This window comes from Streptomyces sp. NPDC093064 (assembly GCF_044754605.1).
Taxonomy (GTDB): domain Bacteria; phylum Actinomycetota; class Actinomycetes; order Streptomycetales; family Streptomycetaceae; genus Streptomyces.
In genome coordinates, this window is the sequence record NZ_JBIVPK010000029.1 from 1 (window position 1) to 21,348 (window position 21,348).

Genomic DNA, 21,348 nt, shown 5'->3' on the forward strand with positions numbered 1-21,348 from the left:
GGTGATCACAGGCAGCATGCTGTCGTGGAGCAGGTGATCGCGGACTTGAAGAACGGCCCGTTCGCCCACGCCCCCTCCGGGCACTTCCAGGCGAATGCCGCCTGGCTCGCGCTGGCCGCTCTCGCGCACAATCTGACCCGCGCCGCCGGCGCCCTGGCATCCGCCTTCCACGCCAAGGCCACCACCGCAACGATCCGCGACCACCTGATCAACGTGCCGGCCCGCATGGCCCGTTCGGCCCGGCGTCTCACCCTCCACCTGCCCGAACACTGGCCCTGGGCCAACGACTTCACCCAGCTCTTCGACCTGGTGCACGGACCACCACCCACCGCCTGAGAAGCCCTGACCACCTCGCCCGCAAGGGCCCGCGACCGCCGAACAGTGGAAGAGCTGGACAGACCAGCGGATACTCCCTGCCCGAACGGCCAGATCATCTCGGCCACCGCCAGCGGCAACCCCGAAACGATCAGCCCGGAATCAAGCCGGTGGATTCGGGCTGAGGCGGTCTCCGAGTCAGGTGGTTCCACGGAAGACACGGAGGGCATCACATGTTTCTGGGAGGCAGCACCGAGAGCACGCGTACGATGTGATCGCGAAATTCCTCCATGAAGCGTTGCAGAGACTGTTCCGTATCGCTATTGGTGACCTGACCGTCGTCCGTGAATACCTCCGGGTTGAATCTGACGTAGGCCTCGGGTGCGTTCATTTGTGGAGAGTTGCAGTAGCTGAGAACGCTGCGAAGGCTCTGCTGGGCGATGGCTGTCCCGATGGCACCGGGGGAGGCTCCGATTACCGCGGACGGTTTATGGGTGAATGAATTGTCTCCCCAGGGTCGGCTGGCCCAGTCGATGGCGTTCTTCAAGGCGCCGGGGATTGACCGATTATATTCCGGGGTGACGAATAGAATGGCGTCGGCGGAAGAGATCGCAGTTTTGAGCCTCCTACCTTCGCTGGGAAAGTCACTGTCGTAGTCGTAGCTGTAGAGCGGGAGGTCACCGATCGGGATCTCATTGAACTCCAAGTCCGGTGGGGCCAGTCGGATCAGGACCTTAGAAAGCGTTCGATTGATTGAGTGAGTCGCCAGGCTTCCCACGATGTAGCCGACCTTGTACGTGGTCATTTCTCCTCGATTCGATGTGCGCGCCTTGCATTCGCCCGGTCTCTTGCCGGAAGGGGGCGCACTTCCTCCAAGTGCACGAAATCACGGTCGGTCGTAATCCGCCTTCCAGGCTGATCCAACCGGAGGAGCACGGTTCACGGTGCCGTTAGCCTCGATTCGTCAGCGGTGATCGCTGCCTGACGAGGTGATCACTTCGCCCCGTTTGTCCCGACGGGTGTCGGGTGGGCCTTCGCGTGTCGCTGCGGCTGCGCCGGGGTTCCACTTCTCCCGGGCCTGCAGGCCTCTCCTCTCTGGTTCTTGTCAGGACGGTTTGGCCAGGTCAAGTCACGGCGGGGAGGGCACCGAGCCGGTTCCAGCAGGTGGTGAAGGTGTTGGCCCAGGGCCAGGTCTGCTCGATCCGCAGCCAGCGGCGGCGGGCGTGCTTCGCGAGGCGGGCGGGCAGGTGGTAGAGGCGAAAGCGCATGGTGTCCGGCTCGGCGTCGGCCAGGTCCTTGCTGTCGTGCAGGGTCAGCAGACGGAGCCAGGCGTCGAGATCGGCCGCGAGGTTGGCGGTGAGCATCCATGCCGCGTTGATCTGCCAGGACTGTGAGGGCAGGTTGTGCAGGCCCATGGCCTTGCCGGTGCGGATGCGGTCTTCGACCTCGGCGTGGTCGCGGTGCAGGGCATCGAGGAACTGGATCTGGTGGGAGCCGGCGATGCCCCACATGTGACGGATGTTCGTTGCCGTGATCGAGTAGCGCCAGCCGGTCTTCTTCTCGAAGGCGGTCAGCTTCTTCAGGTGCCGCCGTGAGGGGCGGACCCGGCGGACGATCAGCCGCATCCCCTCCGGCCAGCCCTCGCGGGTGCTCAGACCAGTCAACTCAGCGACCTGGTAACCCTCTTGGAGTTCGCCGCCCTGTGTCAGCGAGGTCTCCCACGCTCTCTCGGGAAGCTGTGCGATCGCGGCTTCGTCCTCCTCGGTGATCTTCCAGCCGACCGTGTGACGGACCATGCGCCGCGTGGTGTTCAACGCTTCGAGGTGCTGAAGCAGACCGTGCGTGGCCCCCGCGCCGTCGACGCGGATCAGCAGCTTGGACTGCGAGGAGCGGGGGATCTGCTCCAGGCAGGCGGCCAGCACGCGCAGGTGGTCCTCGACGGTATTTGCTCCCGCGTTGCCCGGGCGCAGTTCCATCGCGAGACTCTCGCCGGTGTTCGCGCACCATCCGGCCAGCGGATGAAACCCGAACGTACCCTTGAATGTGCCCGCGGCTCCTTCCTTCCTGGACGCGGTGGTGATGACCGTGGCGTCCAGGTCCACGACGATCCAGCCCTTCAGGGCGCGTCCGGCGACCGTGAGAGAGGGAAAGCCGCAGGGCCGCAGGTGGAGCAGGGTCCACACGTGGCGGCGTACTCGCCGACGCACCTTCGCAATCCGCGTCAGAGTCTGTTCGTCGAGCCCGGCCAGCACCCGGCGCGTGGTCGAGTCCGAGACAGTTGGCCCGAACAAGCCCTGGTGGTGCAGCTGGAGCTGCTCGGCCTCCAGCAGGCTCCGGGCTCCCAGCACGATCGCGACCGCCAGCTGGGCGAGCACGGCGGCCCGCTCCCGCCAGCCGACCGCCGTGCTCGTCGGCAGCACCCCGGCGAGCCCTCGTGTCAGACCGATCCGGTCCGCCAGCTTCCGCAGCAGCACCGCTCCCGCATGCCCGACCAGCCCCTTCCCGTCGGCCGTCACAGACAGCCCACGGTCCCACCCTGTACGCTCGCTCACCAGAAAGGTGTCCTGACTCCTGCACCGGATACGACCTAGACACTCGCATCCTTGCAGGTCAGCGGCACCTTTCTGCTATCGGGCCGTCAGGAAGCCCAATTTCGCTGAATACTCAGGGTTAGCCTCGATTCTTCAGCGGTCGTGAGTGCATGACGGACCTGTCGGTTCGCCCTGTTTGTTCCGCGTGATCGCGGGCGGGGCCTTCGCGTGTCGCTGCGGCTGCGCCGGGGTTCCACGGCACCCGGAGATGGTGCGGGTCTGCTCCTTTCCTTGTCTCGTCGGGCTGGTGGTCTGGTCGTCAGGTGACGGCGGGCAGGGCGGTCAGTCGGTGCCAGCAGGTGGTGAACGCTTTCGCCCAGGGCCAGGTCCGCTCGATCCGCAGCCAGCGGCGGCGGGCGTGGTCGGTGAGTCGGGCGGGCAGGTGGTAGAGGCGGAAACGCATGGTGTCCGGCTCCGCGTCGGCCGGGTCGTCGATGTCGTGCAGGGCGAGCAGCCGCAGCCACGCGTCGAGGTCGGCGGCGAGGTTCGCAGCGAGCGTCCAGCCGCGGTTGACTTCCCAGGAGGCGGAGGGCAGGTTGTCCAGGCCCATCGCCTTGTTGGTGCGCACCCGGTCTTCCACGGACGCGTGGGAGCGGTGCAGCACGTCCAGGAACTGGGCGTGACCGGAGCCGGCGATGCCCCACATGTGGCGGATGTTGGTCGCGGTGATGCAGTAGCGCCAGCCGGTCTTCTTCTCGAACGCGGTCAGTTTCTTCAGGTGCCGTCGGGAGGGCTTGACGCGGCGCACGATCAGCCGCATCCCCTCCGGCCAGCCTTCACGGGTGTTGACCCCGGTCAACTCCGCGACGAAATAGCCCTCCTGGACGCTGCCGTCCTGGTGCACAGAGGTCTCCCAGGCGGCCCCGGGCAGGCGGGCGATGGCCCGCTCGTCGTTATCGGTGATCTTCCAGCCGACGGTGTAACGGACCGTGCGCCGCGTGGTGTTCAAGGCTTCCAGGTGCTCCAGCAGCCCGTGGGTGGCTCCGGCCCCGTCCACCCGGATGAGGATCTTCGCAGCCGAGGAGCCGGGGATCTGCGCGAGGGCATCGGTGAGCACACGGACGTGGTCGGCCACCGTGTTCGCTCCGGAATTCCCCGGCCGCAGGAGCATGGCCAGGGACTCGGTGGTGTTGGCGCACCACGCAGCCAGCGGATGAAACCCGAACGTCTTTTTGAACGTGACCGCCGCCCCGGCCTTCTTCGACGCCGAGGTGATGATGGTGGCGTCGAGATCGATGACGATCCAGCCGGCAAGCCGCTTGCCCGCCACGACCAGCCACGGGAAGCCGCCCGGCCGCAGATGCAGCAGACTCCACACGTGCCGACGCGCCCGCGCCCGCGCCTTTGCGATCTTCGCCAGGGTGACCTCGTCGAGCGCGGCCAGCGTGCGCCGGGCGGTGGAGTCCGAGGCCGCGAACCCGAACAACGGCCGGTGATGCAACTGGAGCTGCTCGGCCTCCGACAGGTTCGCCGCCCCCAGCACGATCGCGACCGCCAGTTGAACCAGCACTGCCGCACGGTCCCGCCAGCCGGCCACCGTGCTGGACGGCAGCACCTTCGCCAGCGTGTCCGTCAGCCCCGTCCGGTCCGCACACCGACGCAGCAGCACCGCCCCGGCATGCCCGACCAGCCTCTTCCCGTCAGCCACCACGGACAGCCGACGATCCCACCCTGTACGCTCAACCACCAGAAAGGTGCCTTGCTCCCGCAGCGGATACGACCTAGACACTCGCATCCTCGCAGGTCAACGGCACCTTTCTGCTATCGGTGCGTCAGATCACCCAATTCCACTGAATACCCAGGGTTAGGACAGCTCGATCCGGCGGGGCTTTTCGCTGTCCAGACGATCTCTGGTGTGCTCCAGGGCTTGCCGCTTCGGCCGGACCGGCGCCCCAGCCTGGACGAAGCAGCTGGCCGATGGGGTGCCATCAGCTTGGGAGGCTCGAGTGATCGGACTTGCGGTGTGAAGTAGCCGAGGACGGAGTGCCGGCAGCGCCGCGTAGGTCCGGCTTCCACTGATCATCGGGATTGCCATGGGTAAGGGGCTGACCGCAATTAGTGATGTCGCCATGCGGCTGGGCACCTTCCGGGGTCCGCGCACCGGCAGTCCTCCCTGCACGACCTCATGCCCTTCCTGGAGCGCAGCATGTGCTGGAACCTTGGCGAACCCATCGGGTCGGAGCAGGAAAGGGGCAGCCGCGGTTGAACAGGACAAAGGAACAGGCCGTCATGCTGGGATGCTATTCGGCTTCGGACGTTCGTCCGAGCGGCGGTGTGGAGGGTCGAGGTTGGGCAACGAACACGTAGGCCACGGCGGCGACGACGGCGCCGATCACTGGACCGACCCAGTACAGCCAGAACTCCTGCCACGGCGTATGGCCACCGAAGATAGTCGTGGCCGCGTAGGGACCGAACGTACGCGCAGGGTTGACCGAGCCGTTGCTGATGGGGCCGATGACCATGATTTCGCAGGCCACCACCAGGCCGATGACCAGCCCGGCCCAGCCCGTCGGTGCACGCGCGTCCACGGCCAACGCCATGATGGTGAACAACAGCAGCGCGGTTCCCAGGGCCTCAGCCACGCCAGCCTGCAGGTAAGTATGACCGGGCTGGACCACCGTGCCGCCGGAGACGTTGGCAGTCAGTGCAGACGAGCCGAAGATCACGTTGACCAGCAAGCCGCCACCGAGCGCCCCGCCCAGCTGGGCGACGACGTAAGGGACGACCTCCCTCCAGGGGAAGCGTTGTATCGCGGCCAGCGCGATGGTCACCGCAGGGTTGATGTGCGCCCCGGAGATGGGGCCGAACACGTAGACGGCAGCGGCGATGACGAAAGCGAACGAGAAACCGATGATCCCTATCGCGGCGTAGTCCAGCTGGCCCTTGCCCACCACCAAGGCGGCTACGAACGAGCCCGCCCCGAAGATCACCAGTAGCGCGGTGCCGATCGCCTCCGCGGCCAACCGTCGCCACAGCTTCGCGGTCATGAATTGCTCACCCCGATAGCTCGAGCGCGCCGGGGGTGCACGCCCAACGTCAGGGGTGTTGGCCGTGCGCCGACCGGCTACATCGGATCAGACGGCCTTTGGGTCGGGCTCGAGCACGACCTTCGGACCGGCGGCCGAGGTGCGGACCTAACCATGCGCCGGCGGTGACTTGGCGGCCCCGGGCCGGTACTCGGCCGGGGCCGCATGCTGGCTTGTTCTGCCGCGCCTGCCCGCGGTCAGGTTGCCGGTGACGATTGTTCAACGGGCGCCGCCGTCGGGGTGCAGGACGACCTTGGTCCATCCGTTGTCACGGGCGTCGAAGTGCTGGTAGGCCTCGGGGGCCCGGTCCAGCGGGAGTTCGTGGGAGACGATCCAGGACGGTGTGGCCTTGCTCTGCTGGATCAGGTTGCACAGCTGGCGGTTGTAGGCCTTGATGTTGGCCTGCCCGTTGCCGACCGACTGGCCCTTGAACCAGAACAGGCCGTAGTCGAAGGCGAATTCACCGTGCTGGTACAGCTTGTCGGGACTGCCGGGATCCTGGGGAATGAAGATACCGACCACACCAATGGTGCCGGTGAACTTCACCGACTCCACCAGGTTGTTCAGCGTCATGTTGGGGTGCTCATGGCCCTGGGGGTCGTGGGCCTGGTAGCCCACGCACTCACAGCCCCGGTCCGCCCCGAGTCCGTTTGTGTGCTCGTTGACCTGGTCGACGGGCGAGGCCTTGGAGTCGTCGATGGGAATTGCCCCGATCTGCTCGGCCAGCGCGAGGCGGTCCGGGTGGCGGTCCACGACCATGACCTTGGATGCACTCTTGAGGTTCGCCGACAGTGCGGCCATCAGGCCGACCGGGCCGGCACCGTAGATCACCACGGTGTCGCCGGGCCGTACCTTGGCCAGTTCCGTGCAGTGCCAACCGGTGGGGAAGACGTCGGAGAGCATCACGTAGTCGGTCTGCCGCTCCCGGGCCTCTTCCGGCAGGACCAGACAGTTGTGGTCACCGTAGGGCACGCGCAGCAGCTCAGCCTGCCCGCCGCTGTACGGGCCCATGTCGGCGAAGCCGTAGGCGGCACCGGCCGTCTTCGGATTGTCGGCAGTGGTCAGGCAGAACGCGGTCAGCCCCTGCTCGCAGTTCCGGCAGAAACCGCAGCTGATGTTGAACGGCAAGCAGACCAGATCCCCGACCCTGACCCTGTCGACTCCGGCGCCGACCTCGGTCACCTCCCCCAGGTTCTCGTGTCCGAAGATCCGTCCCTGCTCGAAGTCTGTGCGGCCCTCATACATGTGCAGATCCGAACCGCAGATGTTGGTGCTGGTGATCCTCACCAGCACATCGGTGGGCCGTTCGATGCGCGCGTCGGGGACATCCTTCACACTGACGGTGCGCGGCCCGTCATAGACAACAGCCTTCATGGCTTCCCCTTCGATTGCTTCACCACACGGTGGCCGGCATCAGGAGCTGCGCAAGGAGATCAGGTCACTCTGGACGACTCAGGCGACGGGAACCGGCACGCGGGCTCCTCCCGCGCAGGCGCGAGAACAATCCCGCGCTCCGCTGGGCCCTCGGCCTTCGGTGACCACTACCGCACCACCGCTCCTCCACCCTCCCACCTCCATCAGGCGTGTCAAGCCGTGGTCGGGAAGTGCCTGTGGAGCCTGTCCGTGGGAGGTCCGGGTCCCAGGAGAATGGGCCTAGGGTCTGTGTGATGTTGTGATCAACCGGCTGTTTGCAGGAGATCTCCGACCCAGATCATCGAGGCGCGGAGTTCGAGGCCGGCGAGGTAGCTTTCGGGTGTCTTGTCGGAGCGTGTAGCGATGCCGCGCCAGTCCTTCAGACGGTTGATCAGTCGCTCGACGGTGTTGCGGTCACGGTAAGGATCGGCGTCGTAAGTGACGGGACGGCCGCCCCGGCTGCCCTTCTTCTTGCGGTTGGCGGCCTGGTCCTTCTTCTCCGGGATGACCGCCGCCGTGATGTGACGTTTGCGGAGGTAGGCGCGGTTGGCGCGGGACGAGTGCGCCCTGTCCGCGGTGACCGCGCCCGGCCGGGCGCGGGGCCGGCCGACCGGCGGACGGACGCGGATCCTCTTGAGCACGGGGACGAACTGGGGGCTGCCCGCGGCCTGCCCGGCGGTCAGGGCGAACGACAGAGGCCGGAGCTTCCGGTCGGCAGCGAGGTGGATCTTACTGGTCAGCCCGCCGCGGGACCTGCCGAGCAGGGCCTGCAGTGCGTCCAGCAGGTGATCCCTGCAGGCCAGGACGGGGCCAGGACCTGGTCCGGAATAGCTCAGGCCGTGTTCGGCGGGCTGGGATCTGTGTCCTCGCCTTCTCGGGCGGGGCTGGTGAGGATGCCGGTGAGGGCCTGGTCGACGACGGCGTGGGCGAACGCGGGGGTCAGTTGGTCGGTGAGATGGGGCAGCAGGAGGCGGATGTAGCAGGCGCCCCAGATGAGGTCCACGAGCACGCCGAGATCGGCGTCGGCGCGGATCTGCCCGCGTTCCTTGGCGGCTTCGAGCAGGGTGAATACTCGCCGGCGGCGGGGACCGAAGTAGTGGTGGTCGAACTGGGCCGCCAGCTCCGCGTCGGTCTGGGCGACGCCGATGAAGTCGGGTCACCGGCGACAACCCGCGCGCCGCCACCCGCCTGGCCGCCGAGGTCGGCATCACCGACGTACACGCCGGGCTGCTGCCCCAGGACAAGGTCGCCGTGATCCGGGAACAGGAGCGGGCCGGACGCCGGGTGCTCGCTGTCGGCGACGGCGTCAACGACGCCCCCGCCCTGGCCGCCGCGCACACCGGCATCGCCATGGGCCGGGCCGGCTCCGACCTGGCCCTGGAGGCCGCCGACGCGGTCATCGTCCGCGACGAACTCGCTACCATTCCCACCGTGGTGGCCCTCTCCCGCCGGGCCCGCCGCCTGGTGGTCCAGAACCTGGTCCTCGCCAGTGTCTTCATCTCCGGACTGGTCGTCTGGGACCTGGCGGCCACCCTGCCACTGCCCCTCGGTGTCCTCGGTCACGAGGGCTCGACCGTCATCGTCGGCCTCAACGGCCTGCGGCTGCTGCGCGAGGCCGCCCGGCACCGGGCCCGCGCGGAGGGCCGCCGCTGACCCAATGCGCCCCATGGCCCGTCGCACCCGCGCTAGTGCGGCGGGCCGTTGACGTCCGACGGCTTCGACGGCGCTGCTGAGGCGGGAGACGCAACCCGCAACACATGATCGACTGTTCATATGGACATGGATTTCATTTTCATCTACCGTGAGGAGCGCCGACACCGCACGAGCCATAGGGGGTGATGTGCCATGGGCAGCCGGATGACACGGCAGCGCAAGGCGGTCACGCGCACACTCGCGGGCTGCCAGGACTTCGTATCGGCCCAGGAGTTGTACGCCCTTCTGGTGGCCGGCGACCACGCGATCGGCCTGACCACCGCCCTTCGCCGTGCACGGCATCAGCGAACTGTCCTTCGCCGGTGCCTCGGCCGCGCTGCTGCTGGAGACGAATGTCGTGGCGGGCTCGATCGTCGGCTCGCTCGTTGCAGTCGGCGCGATTGGCGTCCTGGGAGCGCGGGCCCGGGACCGCAACTCGGCGATCGGCATCCTCATGCCATTCGGCCTGGGGCTGGGGGTCCTCTTCCTCGCCCTCTACAAGGTCCGGGCGGCCAACAAATTCGGCCTGCTCACCAGCCAGATCGTCGCCGTCGACACTCCGCAGATGACCTGGCTGCTCAGCACCTCCGCCGTGGTCCTGGTGGCTCTGGTGGTGATGTGGCGGCCGCTGTCCTTCGCCAGCGCCGACCCGGACGTCGCCGAGGCCCGCGGCGCCCCGGTGCGAGGACTGTCCTTCGCCTTCGTGATCGTGCTCGGCCTCGCCGTCGCCCTGTCCGTGCAGGTCGTCGGCGCCCTGCTGGCCCTCACCCTCGTCGTCACCCCCGCAGCGGCCGTCGCCCGCGCCACCGCCTCCCCCGTACTGCTACCACTGCTCAGCATCGTCTTCGGCGGTATTCTCCTCGCCCTGGGCAGCAACATCCCCATCAGCCCGTACGTCACGACGATCTCGTTCACGATCTACGCCGTCTGCCGCTTGGTCGGCAAGTACCGCACCCGCCGTCTGGGAGCCAGGAGGACGGCCCCGCAGCCCGCCTGAGGGAGCAGGTGGCGGCGGCAGTCGCGGCGTGCAGTGGCCGACGTCATCTGCCGAGGAAGGCTGCGCGTCGGCCTCCGTTCGACCGGGCGCACGGTACGGGCACACACTTGAGGAGGGGGTCCGTCACTCAGCAGCGGCGGAAGGAGTCCTTCATGCATCCACTCACCGTCGCCAGTGCCGCAGCCGGGCGTCTTGCCCACTATGCCGTCTCCGGCGTGGTGGGCGGCCTGATCATCCGGGGAGTCACAAAACGTGCACCCGACGGCCAACCCGCCGTCCGGAAGGCCCTCGTCGGTGGTATCGCCCGGGGCATCGTCGTCGGCCGCTGGGTCGCTTCGGCCACGGAAGAAGCTCGGCTCAAAGCAGGGGACGTGATCGCGGAGGCCCGCACCACGCTCGGTGAGGAGGCACCGCCGCCCTCCGCGGTGAGCGTCGCCGACGGCGATCACGGGCACGAGCACTGATCATGTCCGGCGTGGTCGTACGCTCCGTCGCCGCGGGCCGGGTCCGACTGGTCGTTCCGTGGGTGCGTGCCCGCCCCGGCAGCGCGGGACTGATCGACGAGCGGCTGATGGGCATCAGCGGGTTCAGGGCACTGCGGATCTTCCCGCGTACCGGGAGCGTCGTGGTCTGGATGGCGCCGGACCTCCTCGACGTCGAACGGCTCGTCGCGGCGCTCGAAGAGGCTCCGCCCGCGACCGCGCCGGCGAAGCCCACCCGGTCCACGCCCGACTCGTCCACCGGTGAGGTGGCCCGGCTGGTCGTCGGCGGCGCGGCCCTCGCCTTCGTGGCGCTGCGACGCCTGCTGGGCCGGCCGAGGATCACGCTCGGTTCGTCCGGCTTCCTCGGCATGGTCACCGTCTTCACCGGACTGCCCTTCTTCCGGGGAGCCCTGCACTCGCTGCGCGGCCGCAGCCACCCGGGCACGGACACCCTGGTCACCGCGGCAACCGTCATCTCCCTGCTCCTACGGGAGAACGTGGTGGCCCTCACCGTCCTGTGGCTGCTCAACATCGGCGAGTTCCTGCAGACCCTGACCCTGCGCCGCACTCGGCGCGCCATCGAGGATCTGCTCACCATCGGTGAGGAGCGCGTCTGGCTCGTACGGGAAGACGGCGTCGAGGCCGAGGTGGCCCTCGAAGACGTCGCGCCGGGAGACGTCGTCGCGGTGTACGAACACCACCGCATCCCGGTCGACGGACATGTCGTCTCCGGCGAGGCCCTCGTAGACCAGGCCGCGATCACCGGTGAAGCCCTGCCCGTCTACGCCCGGGAAGGCACCCACGTCTATGCCGGGACCATCGTCACCTCCGGATCGCTCACCGTGCGGACCACCTCGGTCGGCCGGGACACCACCGTGGGCCGGATCATCAGCCGGGTCGAAGAGGCCCAGTCCGACCGGGCGCCGATCCAGACTGTCGCAGCCCGCTTCACCCGGCGCTTCGTCCCCGTCTCCTTCGCCCTGGCCGCACTCACCTACGCCATCACCCGCGACGCCCGCCGGGCCATGACCATGCTCCTGATCGCCTGCCCCTGCGCCGCCGGCCTGGCCACACCCACCGCCATCAGCGCCGCCATCGGCAACGGAGCGCGCCGCGGCACCCTCATCAAGGGCGGCACCCACCTGGAGGGCGTCGGCCGCGTCACGGCCGTCGTCTTCGACAAGACGGGCACGCTCACCTTCGGCCGTCCTTTGGTCACCAGCGTGGTCACCCTCAGCGACCGGTTCATGGCCGACGAGGTGCTCAGCCTCGCCGCATCCGGAGAGCTGCACGCCCGGCATCCGCTCGCCCAGGCGATCGTCGCCCGCACCGAGCAACAGCACCTGAACGTGCCCATCCACCAAGCCTGCGAGGTCGTCCTGGGCATGGGCATGCGCGCCGAACTCGACGGCACCCGTCTGCTGGTGGGCAGCCCCGCCCTGCTGCGTCGGCACGGCGTCGAACTCACCGAGGGGGCGCAGGGCTGGACCGAACAGCTCCGACGAGGCGGCGAAACCGTCATCTGCCTGGCCCAGGACGACGACCTGATCGGGCTGCTCGGGGTCTCCGACGCCGTACGCTCCGGGGCCGCAACCGTCATCCGGCAACTGCGCGGCCTCGGCGTCTCACGACTGGTGCTGCTCACCGGCGACGCACCCGAGACCGCCCAGGTCGTCGCCGACACCCTCGGCATCACCGAGGTCCACGCACATGCCCTCCCGGAGGGCAAACTCCAGCTGATCCGCGACCTGCAGAGCGAGGGCCACACCGTCGCCATGGTCGGCGACGGCACCAACGACGCCCCGGCCCTCGCCCTGGCCGACGTCGGCATCAGCAGGGGCGAACACTCCTCCCACGTCGCCCTGGAAACCGCCGACATCGCCCTCGCGGGCAACGACCTGCGCCAGGTCGCCGCCGTCGTCGAACTCAGCCGCCACACCCTGCGCCTCGTCCGCCAGAACTACGGCCTCGCCATCGGAGTCAACCTCCTCGGCCTCCTCGCCAGCGCCGGCGGTTCCATCAACCCCGTTCTCGCGGCACTGCTGCACAACATGAGCAGCATCGCGGTCGTCGGCAACTCGGCCCGGCTGGTCAACCACACGCCACATCTTCCGCGGGTGATCGACGGGGAATTGAAGGCGGCTCCGTTGGAAGACCGTCGGGTGCATTGACGCCGTGCTGCTTGACCTGGGCGACGTGCAGGGCGTCGGCCGCATCGGTCTTGCGGTCCCCGCCGGTGGCCAGGAGCCGGGCTCGGGCGGAAAGGGTGGAGGGCACGTCCACCACGTGCTCGCCGGCAGAGGCCAGCTGCTGGGCGAGGCTGCGGCCGAGTCCTTTGGCTCCCTTCGGCACCCTGGACGCTACGGCTGCAGACCGTGCATCTGAGTCCGATTCAACAAGTCAGAGGTCCGACTACCGCCTGGCCTCGCGCAACGCCCAGCCGCTTGAGGGCGACAGGTCTGCATAACGTGGATGCGCGAGTACGGCACCGGACTCCTGCCTCGCGAGACGACGAGCCGACGTGTTCTTCGCGATGCTCCGCGACGGCACCTTCTACGACCCCCAACCCGCCTCCACGGGTTGAGTATCTGCCCTGGTCAACGCCGAGAAACGCCCCGCCTACCCCTCACCTGACGGCTTCTGAGCTACGTAGGTACCGCGCTGGGGCACGGTGAAGACTTCCCCGGACTCCACCAGGACAGAGATAGCCCGGCGCACTGTGGAGCGAGCAAGACCGTATTGCTGCACCAACTGAGTCTCGGAAGCAATCGCGCGCCCTGGTGCCCAGTCTCCGCGCCGGATACGCGCCCGGAGGATTTCCGCAAGTTGCTTGTACGGCGTCAGCGGAGCGCCGTGGTCAATCTCAGCGTCAGCATCCATAGTTCGTTTTGGCCGTCTGCAAGTTGGCCGTAGCGCTGCGCGACATCGCCAACGTGGCAGACATGCGCGGCGAACGGCTCAGCGAACCCGCGTACGGACCGGCGGCAAGGGCGCTGGAGCAAGCGTTGCGCGCGTCGCTGCGGCGGTGAACACGTGGCCGACGAGAGACCGTTGATGACGCTCCGCGTATCGCGCGATGGCGGGCGCACCTGGGGACCGGTGAAGATGTTCCGCCCCAGCGATGCCATGCCGCCGCTGAGCACTTCGGCATGGCCACCGTGTGAGTGTTTCCGCTGTAGTCCGAAGAACCGGCACGGCTAATACTCCAGTCTGGTTTTGTGATGTCGCGCGAGGGTCGACTGGGTACGGGTACGGCCACCGCGTGATCATCAGGGGTTGTGTGGACTCCTGAAGATCGTGCGGTGGCCGCAGGCCATAGCGTAGACCCTGCCCGCTGGCGGGCGATGTTCGACCAGGCCATGGCCCGGATCGCGGGCAGGTTCAGGCGAGTTGAGCCCCGGGCCGCAGCCCGCGCTTACCTGCTTGGGCTGCTGTCGAACGTCGAACGGAAGAACTGCTGGCAGTTAGCCGAACAGGCGGGCCATAGGCGGCCTGGGCCGCTGCAACGCCTGCTGCGCTATGCCCGCTGGGACGCCGATGCCGTCCGCGACGACCTGCGTGCCTACGCCGCCGAACATCTCGGCGTCGACGGCGGCGTTCTCGTTGTCGACGAGACCGGCTTTGTGAAGAAGGGCCGGTCCTCGGCAGGGGTGCAGAGGCAGTGCACCGGCACCGCGGGACGTATCGAGAACGCCCAGGTCGGCGTGTTCCTCGCCCTGGCCACCAGCCGGGGCCGGGCCCTGATCGATCGACGGCTCTATCTCCCGGAACACTCCTGGTCCCAGGATCCTGAACGCCGCAACGCGGCCGGGATACCGCAGACGGTGCAGTTCGCGACCAAGCCCCGTCTGGCCTCGGAGATGGTCGCTGCCGCGCTGGAAGCCGGGATCACCGCCTCCTGGGTGACCGGCGACGAAGCCTACGGCCAGGACCCCCAGCTCCGCGCCGCCCTCGAGGCACGCGGCATCGGCTACGTGATGGCCGTCGCCTGCTCGACACGGGTGAGGATCAACCACGGCCGCACTCCCGACCGCGCCGATACCGTCGCCGGCCGCCTGCCCGCCACGGCCTGGCACCGTCAGAGCGCAGGAAACGGAGCGAAAGGCCCGCGGTACTACGACTGGGCCTGGATCCACATCGACACCGGCAGCCACCGGCGCCTGCTCATCCGACGCAACCGGTCCACCGGCGAACTCGCCTTCTACCTGTGCTGGTCACGCACCGAAATGCCCCTGTCCGAACTGGTCCGCGTCGCCGGCATCCGCTGGAGCATCGAGGAATGCTTCCAGGCCGCCAAGAGCCAGGTCGGACTCGACCGCTACCAGGTCAGACACTGGACCTCATGGCACCGGCACATCACCCTCGCGATGCTCGCCCTGGCCTTTCTGACCGCCCTCGCCGCCGACGCGGTACCCCAGCGGCCCGCCGATGCGCACTACCTCGTCCGCAGTCGCGATCCGATCACGCTGACCGTCCCGGAGATCCGCCACCTACTTGCCGCCGTCTTCAACCCACCAGCCGTGACCGCGGCCAGCCTGCTGCACTGGTCCAACTGGCGCAGACGCCACCAGGCAACAGCCCGACGCAGCCACTACCGACGACGGACCGCCAACGAACCCGCTGGATAGATCGCAAAACCGCAGTGGAATACCAGGACGTTTCGTTCAGCTTCTGGGCGGCGACCATCACCTCGTTGAGGCGACCATCGTGCTCGTGAGGCCGGTTCAAGATCCACTCAGCTGCGCGCGGGCGCTAGGGTGCATAGGGTTCGTGGTCAGTGAGTGATACATGACAACCCGCCCTCTTCAACGGCCCTTCCGGAAGCCCTCCTTCATGTCGATTGACCGCACGTTACGTTTGCTGCCTCGCCACCCGGCAGTCGGAACAACGTTCATGGCAGAAACTGCCCTTCTGCGTCGCGCTGTTCTCGTCTGGTTGCTTCCGATGCTGTGGACTGTTGCCCTTGGCCTGTGGGGGCTTTCGCGGCAGGACAGCGTATGGCGGGACGAGGCCGCGACCTGGCAGGTAGCCCAGCGCTCCACGGCTGAGATCTGGCAAATGCTGGGGAACGTCGACGTCGTGCATGGGTGTTACTACCTGTTGATGCACGCGCTGTTTGAGTGCTTCGGGCCCAGCACCATAACTCTGCGGCTGCCCTCGGTGCTGGCTACGGGGATCGCGGCGGCTTGCGTGGCAGTCATCGGCCACAGGCTGGCCGGCGTGTGGGTGGGCCTAGCGGGAGGGATGGCGTTCGGGCTGCTGCCGGCTGTGCAGTTCTACCTCCAAGAGGGTCGGCCCTATGCACTGGTCGCAGCGGGGGCCGGGATCTCCACATTGCTCCTCGTGACCGTGCTCCGCAGGCGTGTCCGGACGCTGCACTGGGCTGCATACAGCAGCACCGTCCTGCTGATGGGGCTGCTGAACTGGCTCTCGCTCGTGATCCTCCCGGCACACCTGGCCACTCTGCTGTGGACTCGAGCCGGGCGCGAAATCTGGACACGGTGGACGACAGCCTCTGCAGCCGCCACGGCCTGTGTGCTGCCGTTGATCCTCTTCAGTCGAGGCCAGTCCGCACAGGTGTCATGGATACCGCCGCTGTCCTGGCACATGTTGATCGGTCCTGCGGTTCTGCTGGCGATCGGTGGTGTCGGCGCCCTACTGGACCGGCCCCGAGCAGGCCGACCGTCGGCAGCAGCCGTCGGGTTACCGCTGCTGGCGGTGCCGCAGATCGGCCTCATCGCTCTTTCCCTGATCCAGCCGTTGTTCTTGGACCGATACATCCTCTACAGCATGCTGGGGCTGGCACTGCTGATCGGCACCACCATCGGCTCGGCGATACAGGCAGCCAGGCCCCGGCTCCCGAGAGCGTCGAAGTGGATTCTCCCCGCAGTGGTCGTCGCAGCGATGGTGGCACTGCTGCCGCAGTCACTGGTCAAGCGGTCCCCGGCAAGCAGGGTGGACGACGTCCTGGCGATAGCGTCGAACGTCCGGCGGATGAGAACGGCCGGGAGTGCGGTGCTTTTCATCCCGTCGGCACGTCGGGACACCAAGTCCGTCTCGCCGAGCGCCTTTGCCGGGCTGCGAGACATAGCTCTCGTAGAGAGCCCGGAGAAGTCCGGGACCCTGAAGGGTGTGGAGGCAAGCCCGGATCACATACGTGCTGCGATGCTTGCCCAGCAACGGATACTGCTGGTGACGGACGCAACGCAGGTGGCGAGACCGGTGACGGCCGAGCGGGACAAGATGAAGACCGCCGTGCTGAAGACGTACTTCACGCCAGTGGCTGACGAGCAGGTCCGTGGCCGGCGGGTGACGGTGTATCAGCGGCTTGGGGCTGCTCACTGACCGGCGAGGCAAGACCACCTTCGAGCTCGTAACCGGTCGGGCTGTGCGGACCCGCCACTCGGGCGGCCTTCAGGTGCCCAATGATCCGCACAGAGTTCCAGCAGTCCGCACGCAGTCCGTAAGACACCCAGACGCCCCTTACGTAAGATCACAAAACCAGACTGGAGTACTAAGTGCCCGTCCATGAACTGATCATTTCGGGGTTGCAGGGGCGGTGACGCGGGCGACACGGCGTCGCATCAGGATGATCATCGACCAGTGGACCATGGCCTCGTGGTGCTCGGGTAAGCGCTCGTAGTCGCGGACGCACCGGCGGCGCCGGCAGATCCACGACAGGCTGCGCTCGACCACCCAGCGCCTCGGGAGCACCACGAAGCCCTTCGCGTCGTCACTGCGTTTGACGATCTCCAGGGCGACGTGGACTTTATCCTTGGCCCAGTCCACGAGCTTGCCCGCGTAGCCGCCGTCGGCCCACACCAGGACGACCCGCTCGTAGAGGTCGCGGAGCAACTCCAGCGCCGGGCGGGCGCCGTCGCGGTCCTGCACGTTCGCGGCGGTCACCAGCACGACCAGGACCATGCCGACCGTGTCCACGATCACGTGGCGCTTGCGCCCGCCAACCTTCTTGCCCGCATCCCATCCCCGGCTGTCGGCGCCGACCCTCTCCGCGGCCCGTACGGATTGCGAGTCGATGACCGCCGCGGACGGTTCCCGGTCACGCCCTTCAGCCTCGCGGACCTTCTCGCGCAGGTCGTTGTGGAGGGCGAGGGTGAAGCCGTCCCGGCTCCACCGGGTGAAGGTCGCGTGCAATGTCTTCCAGTGAATGCCGTAGTCGACGGGCAGGTTGCGCCACTTGTTGCCGTTGTCGGCGACGTAGCAGATGGCGTCGATGACCAGGCGTCGGCAGTACTCCTCCGGGCGCCCGCCATTGCCGTCCAGCCAGGTCGGCCAGGGCAGCAGCGGCGCGATGGCCTGCCACTCCGTATCCGTCATGTCCGTGGTGTAGCGGCGCGGACGGGCAGGACGGCCGGCACCGTGGCCGAACCGGCAGGCAGCGCATGAGCAGCTGACTTCCTCGACTGCGGAGACAGAGGACGGTGAGGTGGCGTACAACGGCATGACAGGACCTCTTGGTGCAGCGGTCGGCTTGGACACCGCTGTTGCTACCAAGAGGTCCTGCTCGTCCGGACGACTTCACCGATTCCGCTCCACCGCCTCGACGATCAGTTCATGGACGGGCACTTAGGGCTGGAGCGACGCCTGCGGCCCACGGGGGCGGGGTGGTGTGCCCGCAACGGTTCCCGGCGCACACTGAGCGCGTTACGGTCAGCTACGGACGAGCTGGGGGTGTAGGGCCTCGGTGAGGATCCTCCCTTCGGCCTGGGCCGGAGCGGGGATGCCGAGCAAGGCCGCGATCGTCGGCGCGATGTCGACGTGCCGCGCCTGCACGGGCGGCACACCCGGGAGCAACCCGCGACCGGCGAGGAGAAGCCCGGCCTGCATCTCTCCGGTCCGGCCGTGGTAGCCGCGTGGTCCGTCTGGGTCGTCCACGCCGAACGACCAGCCGGCGACCGGCTCGGCCACCAGGTCACCCATGAACGGGCTGGCGTGCAGGGCGGCAAGGTCGCTGCGGTCGTACACCCGCTGCACCGGTGGCAACGATTCGAGCACGGCCCTGGCCCGGGCGACGCCGTCGGCCGTTCGCGCCGCGCCCAACAGGTGCACGCTGGCGACACCTCCGACAACCATCGCCACGTCGGTTTCCGGGCGAGGTAGGCCGCCGGGCGAGACAAACTCGGGTGTGAAGCCGGCACCGCGCAACGCGGTGAGGACAAGCTTGCCGAATCCGCGGGTGAAGGTCGTCATGCCGTGGTCTCCCAGCACCACGAACGCCGTCTCGCCGTAGATGCCGACGTCCTTGGTCGCCTGCACGAGTCTGCCCAGGTCCGAGTCGAGGCCCGCCAGTATGCCAGGAATGTTCGGCGACTCCGCGCCCTCCTCATGGCCTCGCGCGTCGAGTTCGTCGCTGTACACGGCAAGGAGCGTGGGCGGCTGCTCGACGGTGACGAGCTGGGAACCCGAACGCACGGAGCGGCCGTTCAGGATGTCGATCGCCAGGTCGGTGCGGGTGGTGCTGGTGCCGCCAGGCTGCAGGTACAGCCGGCGGGGATCGCCGTACACGGCGCCGTGGTTCTGCACGATGAAGAACTGCACCGAGGCGACGGTCCCGCCGGCGGCATGGACCGCCTCGGCGATGGTCTCCGCTTCGAGCGTGCGGGATTGGCTCACCGCGCGCCCGGTCACCGGGTCGAGATAGTACGGGGTGTTCAGGTGGGTCTGCGGCCAGGCGCCGGTGGCGACGGTGGACCACGAGGTGTTGGTGATTGACGGGAAGCAGCCGGTCGTCGTGCTGAGGCTGCCTCGCCGGGTCAACTCGTCCAGGTGCGGCGTCTCGACCAGGTCCAGGTAGGCCGGATCGAAGCCGTCCCAGGCGACCAGCACGACATGTTTGGCGCGTGGCCCGCGGCCGGCCGCCCAGGCCGTCCCGGACGACATCGCCACCGTGGCAGCACCCAGCCCGGCCGCGAGCAGGGAACGCCGACTCACTGGGCGGGCGGAGGCGGTGTGCAAGATCGGTTCGTTCATTCGTCCGAGCTTCCGGGGTTGTCGTGAACGTTCCCCGTCAGCGAGCCGGCACGAGGCTGTCCAGGACGTGATGGGCACGGCTCGAACGGCACGATCGCCGTCAACTCCCCCAGATGGCCCGGCGCGAACCTGCCCGCGGCCACAGTGACCGTACGGGTGACGGTCGTCAGCGCGGACGGCAGGACACAATAAAAGGGCAACGGCGAGGTTGTCGCCGCCGCCAACGACTCCACGTACGGGTTGGCGGGATACGTGTGGTCGAAGAACATCGACCAGGCGCTGCGCACCGCCAACCGGCTTCAGGCGGGCTGGATCCAGATCAACCGCGGCGGCGGGCAGATCCCTGGCATGGCCTACGGCGGCATCAAGCAGTCCGGCCCGGGCCGCGAGTACTCCGTGGACGGCGCGCTGGAGAGCTTCACCCAGCACAAGAGCTTCACTATCGCCTACACGGCCTGACCCACCCCCCACGGGCCGCCCGCCCGCGCACCACCCCCGCGCGCACCCGTTTCGCGTACGACGTCTGACAGGCGTCGCCGAAGCCCGGACCCGCATCGGTCCGTTGTTCCCCAACTCCGCTCCGGCGGCACCTGTCAGCGCGACGGTTCCGTCGTACCCGAAGGAGACCCACTATGGGTACCACCACCCCTCCACCGCCGGCCCACGGTGTCGAGCTCACCGATGGAGGCACTCGCCACGATCGCCGCGGTGGTTCCGGACGGACGGCAGGTGAACACAGCGAGAGGCGCACCCCCTACGCATGGACAGCTCGGGTTGCGCCTCTCCCTATTTTCCGCCCCCGCACGGGCGAGAACGGAGATCCCATCACGCCCGTCAGCGGAGCCTTACGGCAGCCAACGCGCAGCCTTGTCATCGCTGCGGCCGCCGTGCCGCTCGCCCTGGCCGCGCTCGTCGACAACCTCAGGGTGCGCCGCCAACTGGATGCCGCCGACGGGACCCGCTGTCCGGACTGCCCGGCCGCCCCGACCTGCTCACCGTCGATGCTGGCGGTCGGCTCAAGCGCCTGCTGCAACGACCTCGCGGTTCACGAGCTCGACAACAGGGGCCCGCCCGCCATGAGGCCACCATCGACGGTCAGGACATGACCACTGAGGTAGCTCGCCTTGTCGGAACCCAGGTACTGAAGGGCCTCGGCGATCTCCTCCGGGGTGCCCGCCCGGTGCATGGGCAGCACCGAATCGACCGCGTCACGCGCCGTGTCGTCGCCGGTGAACTGCTCGTACATGGCGGTCCGTGTGAAGCCGGGCGCGATGGCGTTGACCCGGATGCCGTGGGCGGCGCCTTCGAGTGCGGCCGCCTTGGTGAAGCCGACGACGGCGTGCTTGCTCCCGACGTACAAGGTCGCCTCGGGATAACCCATCAGGCCGAAGACGGAGCTGACGTTGACGATGCTGCCAACGCTCTGTTCCCTCATGACCCGGAACTCGTGCTTCAGGCACAGCAGCGTTCCCTTGACGTTGGTGTCGAAGATGGCCTGGTAGTCCTCGTCGGTCACATCCGTGACAGGGCCGGGTGTTCCCGCGGTGCCGGCATTGTTGACGGCCACATCGATCCGCCCGAACCGCGCGACCGCGCGGTCGACGAGGTCCTTCACATCGGCGTCGAAGCGGACGTCGGCGCGCACGAACTCGGCCGGGGCGCCGAGGTCGGAGAGCTCACCGGCGAACTGCTCACCCACGTCCTGGTGGCGGCCGGAGACCACAAGGTTCGCGCCTTGACGGGCGTAAGCCAAAGCGGTGGCACGGCCGATGCCGGTGAGCGCGCCCGTGATGAGGACTACGGGGTCAGACACGTCGAGGGTCCTTCCTGCCACTACAGGG

16 protein-coding genes and 3 pseudogenes are annotated in these 21,348 nt (G+C 68.0%); 8 read left to right on the plus strand and 11 right to left on the minus strand.

The window, feature by feature from the left end:
• Positions 1–336: transposase (locus tag ACIQFZ_RS28420; RefSeq protein WP_402692457.1), on the plus strand; the 336-nt coding region annotated here is incomplete at its 5' end.
• 208 nt (positions 337–544) lie between these two features.
• On the opposite strand, the gene ACIQFZ_RS28425 is transcribed toward ACIQFZ_RS28420, so the two are convergent.
• From ACIQFZ_RS28425 to ACIQFZ_RS28455, 7 genes and pseudogenes are all read right to left on the minus strand, one after another.
• Entirely contained in the window at positions 545–1,120 is a 576-nt protein-coding gene (locus ACIQFZ_RS28425; RefSeq protein WP_402692458.1) for an NADPH-dependent FMN reductase, read from the minus strand.
• A 319-nt stretch (positions 1,121–1,439) separates the two neighbouring features.
• Positions 1,440–2,867, minus strand: a complete 1,428-nt coding sequence (locus ACIQFZ_RS28430) for an IS1380 family transposase (RefSeq protein ID WP_402692459.1) — start codon at positions 2,865–2,867, stop codon at positions 1,440–1,442.
• Between the two features lie 298 nt (positions 2,868–3,165).
• Positions 3,166–4,641, minus strand: coding sequence for an IS1380 family transposase (locus ACIQFZ_RS28435; RefSeq protein WP_402692460.1), 1,476 nt, complete (start codon positions 4,639–4,641; stop codon positions 3,166–3,168).
• Between the two features lie 505 nt (positions 4,642–5,146).
• Positions 5,147–5,893, minus strand: a complete 747-nt coding sequence (locus ACIQFZ_RS28440; RefSeq protein WP_376653350.1) for an MIP/aquaporin family protein — start codon at positions 5,891–5,893, stop codon at positions 5,147–5,149.
• 258 nt (positions 5,894–6,151) lie between these two features.
• Positions 6,152–7,306, minus strand: coding sequence for a glutathione-independent formaldehyde dehydrogenase (locus tag ACIQFZ_RS28445; protein ID WP_402692461.1), 1,155 nt, complete (start codon positions 7,304–7,306; stop codon positions 6,152–6,154).
• A gap of 302 nt (positions 7,307–7,608) precedes the next feature.
• Positions 7,609–8,115 (minus strand): annotated as a pseudogene (locus ACIQFZ_RS28450) (IS5 family transposase); the annotation flags it as partial.
• Positions 8,116–8,177: 62 nt separating this feature from the next.
• Entirely contained in the window at positions 8,178–8,492 is a 315-nt protein-coding gene (locus ACIQFZ_RS28455) for a TetR-like C-terminal domain-containing protein (RefSeq protein WP_402692525.1), read from the minus strand.
• An 8-nt stretch (positions 8,493–8,500) separates the two neighbouring features.
• Here ACIQFZ_RS28455 and ACIQFZ_RS28460 point away from each other — a divergent pair.
• From ACIQFZ_RS28460 to ACIQFZ_RS28475, 4 genes and pseudogenes are all read left to right on the plus strand, one after another.
• A pseudogene (locus tag ACIQFZ_RS28460) lies at positions 8,501–8,998 on the plus strand (HAD-IC family P-type ATPase); the annotation flags it as partial.
• A gap of 331 nt (positions 8,999–9,329) precedes the next feature.
• On the plus strand, positions 9,330–10,034 hold the full coding sequence (locus tag ACIQFZ_RS28465; RefSeq protein WP_402692462.1) for a metal ABC transporter permease: 705 nt from the start codon (positions 9,330–9,332) through the stop codon (positions 10,032–10,034).
• A 152-nt stretch (positions 10,035–10,186) separates the two neighbouring features.
• On the plus strand, positions 10,187–10,498 hold the full coding sequence (locus ACIQFZ_RS28470; RefSeq protein ID WP_402692463.1) for a DUF1490 family protein: 312 nt from the start codon (positions 10,187–10,189) through the stop codon (positions 10,496–10,498).
• 2 nt (positions 10,499–10,500) lie between these two features.
• Positions 10,501–12,687: a heavy metal translocating P-type ATPase gene (locus ACIQFZ_RS28475; RefSeq protein ID WP_402692464.1), complete on the plus strand. Its 2,187-nt coding sequence runs from the start codon at positions 10,501–10,503 to the stop codon at positions 12,685–12,687.
• A 448-nt stretch (positions 12,688–13,135) separates the two neighbouring features.
• Here the strand turns inward: ACIQFZ_RS28475 and ACIQFZ_RS28480 are convergent, their stop codons facing one another.
• The gene (locus ACIQFZ_RS28480) at positions 13,136–13,396 is read right to left on the minus strand and encodes a GntR family transcriptional regulator (protein ID WP_402692465.1); all 261 of its coding nucleotides are present in this window, start codon (positions 13,394–13,396) and stop codon (positions 13,136–13,138) included.
• Positions 13,397–13,875: 479 nt separating this feature from the next.
• On the opposite strand from ACIQFZ_RS28480, the gene ACIQFZ_RS28485 reads away from it, so the two are divergent.
• Positions 13,876–15,144, plus strand: a complete 1,269-nt coding sequence (locus ACIQFZ_RS28485; RefSeq protein ID WP_402692526.1) for an IS701 family transposase — start codon at positions 13,876–13,878, stop codon at positions 15,142–15,144.
• A gap of 265 nt (positions 15,145–15,409) precedes the next feature.
• Positions 15,410–16,861: a hypothetical protein gene (locus ACIQFZ_RS28490; RefSeq protein WP_402692466.1), complete on the plus strand. Its 1,452-nt coding sequence runs from the start codon at positions 15,410–15,412 to the stop codon at positions 16,859–16,861.
• Positions 16,862–17,053: 192 nt separating this feature from the next.
• Here the strand turns inward: ACIQFZ_RS28490 and ACIQFZ_RS28495 are convergent, their stop codons facing one another.
• Together ACIQFZ_RS28495 and ACIQFZ_RS28500 are read right to left on the minus strand one after the other, a co-directional pair.
• Positions 17,054–17,854, minus strand: coding sequence for an IS5 family transposase (locus ACIQFZ_RS28495; RefSeq protein ID WP_402692467.1), 801 nt, complete (start codon positions 17,852–17,854; stop codon positions 17,054–17,056).
• Between the two features lie 333 nt (positions 17,855–18,187).
• Positions 18,188–19,507, minus strand: a complete 1,320-nt coding sequence (locus ACIQFZ_RS28500) for an alkaline phosphatase family protein (RefSeq protein WP_402692468.1) — start codon at positions 19,505–19,507, stop codon at positions 18,188–18,190.
• 216 nt (positions 19,508–19,723) lie between these two features.
• Between ACIQFZ_RS28500 and ACIQFZ_RS28505 the strand changes: the two are divergent.
• A pseudogene (locus ACIQFZ_RS28505) lies at positions 19,724–19,966 on the plus strand (aldehyde dehydrogenase family protein); the annotation flags it as partial.
• 586 nt (positions 19,967–20,552) lie between these two features.
• Here ACIQFZ_RS28505 and ACIQFZ_RS28510 read toward each other — a convergent pair.
• On the minus strand, positions 20,553–21,320 hold the full coding sequence (locus ACIQFZ_RS28510; protein ID WP_402692469.1) for an SDR family NAD(P)-dependent oxidoreductase: 768 nt from the start codon (positions 21,318–21,320) through the stop codon (positions 20,553–20,555).
• Positions 21,321–21,348 lie beyond the last annotated feature (28 nt).

Coding starts and splice junctions, on each gene's coding strand:
- ACIQFZ_RS28485 (WP_402692526.1), top strand. CDS start 13,876: ATGGCCCGGATCGCGGGCAGGTTCAGGCGAGTTGAGCCCCGGGCCGCA.
- ACIQFZ_RS28435 (WP_402692460.1), bottom strand. CDS start 4,641: ATGCGAGTGTCTAGGTCGTATCCGCTGCGGGAGCAAGGCACCTTTCTG.
- ACIQFZ_RS28470 (WP_402692463.1), top strand. CDS start 10,187: ATGCATCCACTCACCGTCGCCAGTGCCGCAGCCGGGCGTCTTGCCCAC.
- ACIQFZ_RS28445 (WP_402692461.1), bottom strand. CDS start 7,306: ATGAAGGCTGTTGTCTATGACGGGCCGCGCACCGTCAGTGTGAAGGAT.
- ACIQFZ_RS28480 (WP_402692465.1), bottom strand. CDS start 13,396: ATGGATGCTGACGCTGAGATTGACCACGGCGCTCCGCTGACGCCGTAC.
- ACIQFZ_RS28495 (WP_402692467.1), bottom strand. CDS start 17,854: ATGACGGATACGGAGTGGCAGGCCATCGCGCCGCTGCTGCCCTGGCCG.
- ACIQFZ_RS28440 (WP_376653350.1), bottom strand. CDS start 5,893: ATGACCGCGAAGCTGTGGCGACGGTTGGCCGCGGAGGCGATCGGCACC.
- ACIQFZ_RS28425 (WP_402692458.1), bottom strand. CDS start 1,120: ATGACCACGTACAAGGTCGGCTACATCGTGGGAAGCCTGGCGACTCAC.
- ACIQFZ_RS28475 (WP_402692464.1), top strand. CDS start 10,501: ATGTCCGGCGTGGTCGTACGCTCCGTCGCCGCGGGCCGGGTCCGACTG.
- ACIQFZ_RS28490 (WP_402692466.1), top strand. CDS start 15,410: ATGGCAGAAACTGCCCTTCTGCGTCGCGCTGTTCTCGTCTGGTTGCTT.
- ACIQFZ_RS28500 (WP_402692468.1), bottom strand. CDS start 19,507: ATGAACGAACCGATCTTGCACACCGCCTCCGCCCGCCCAGTGAGTCGG.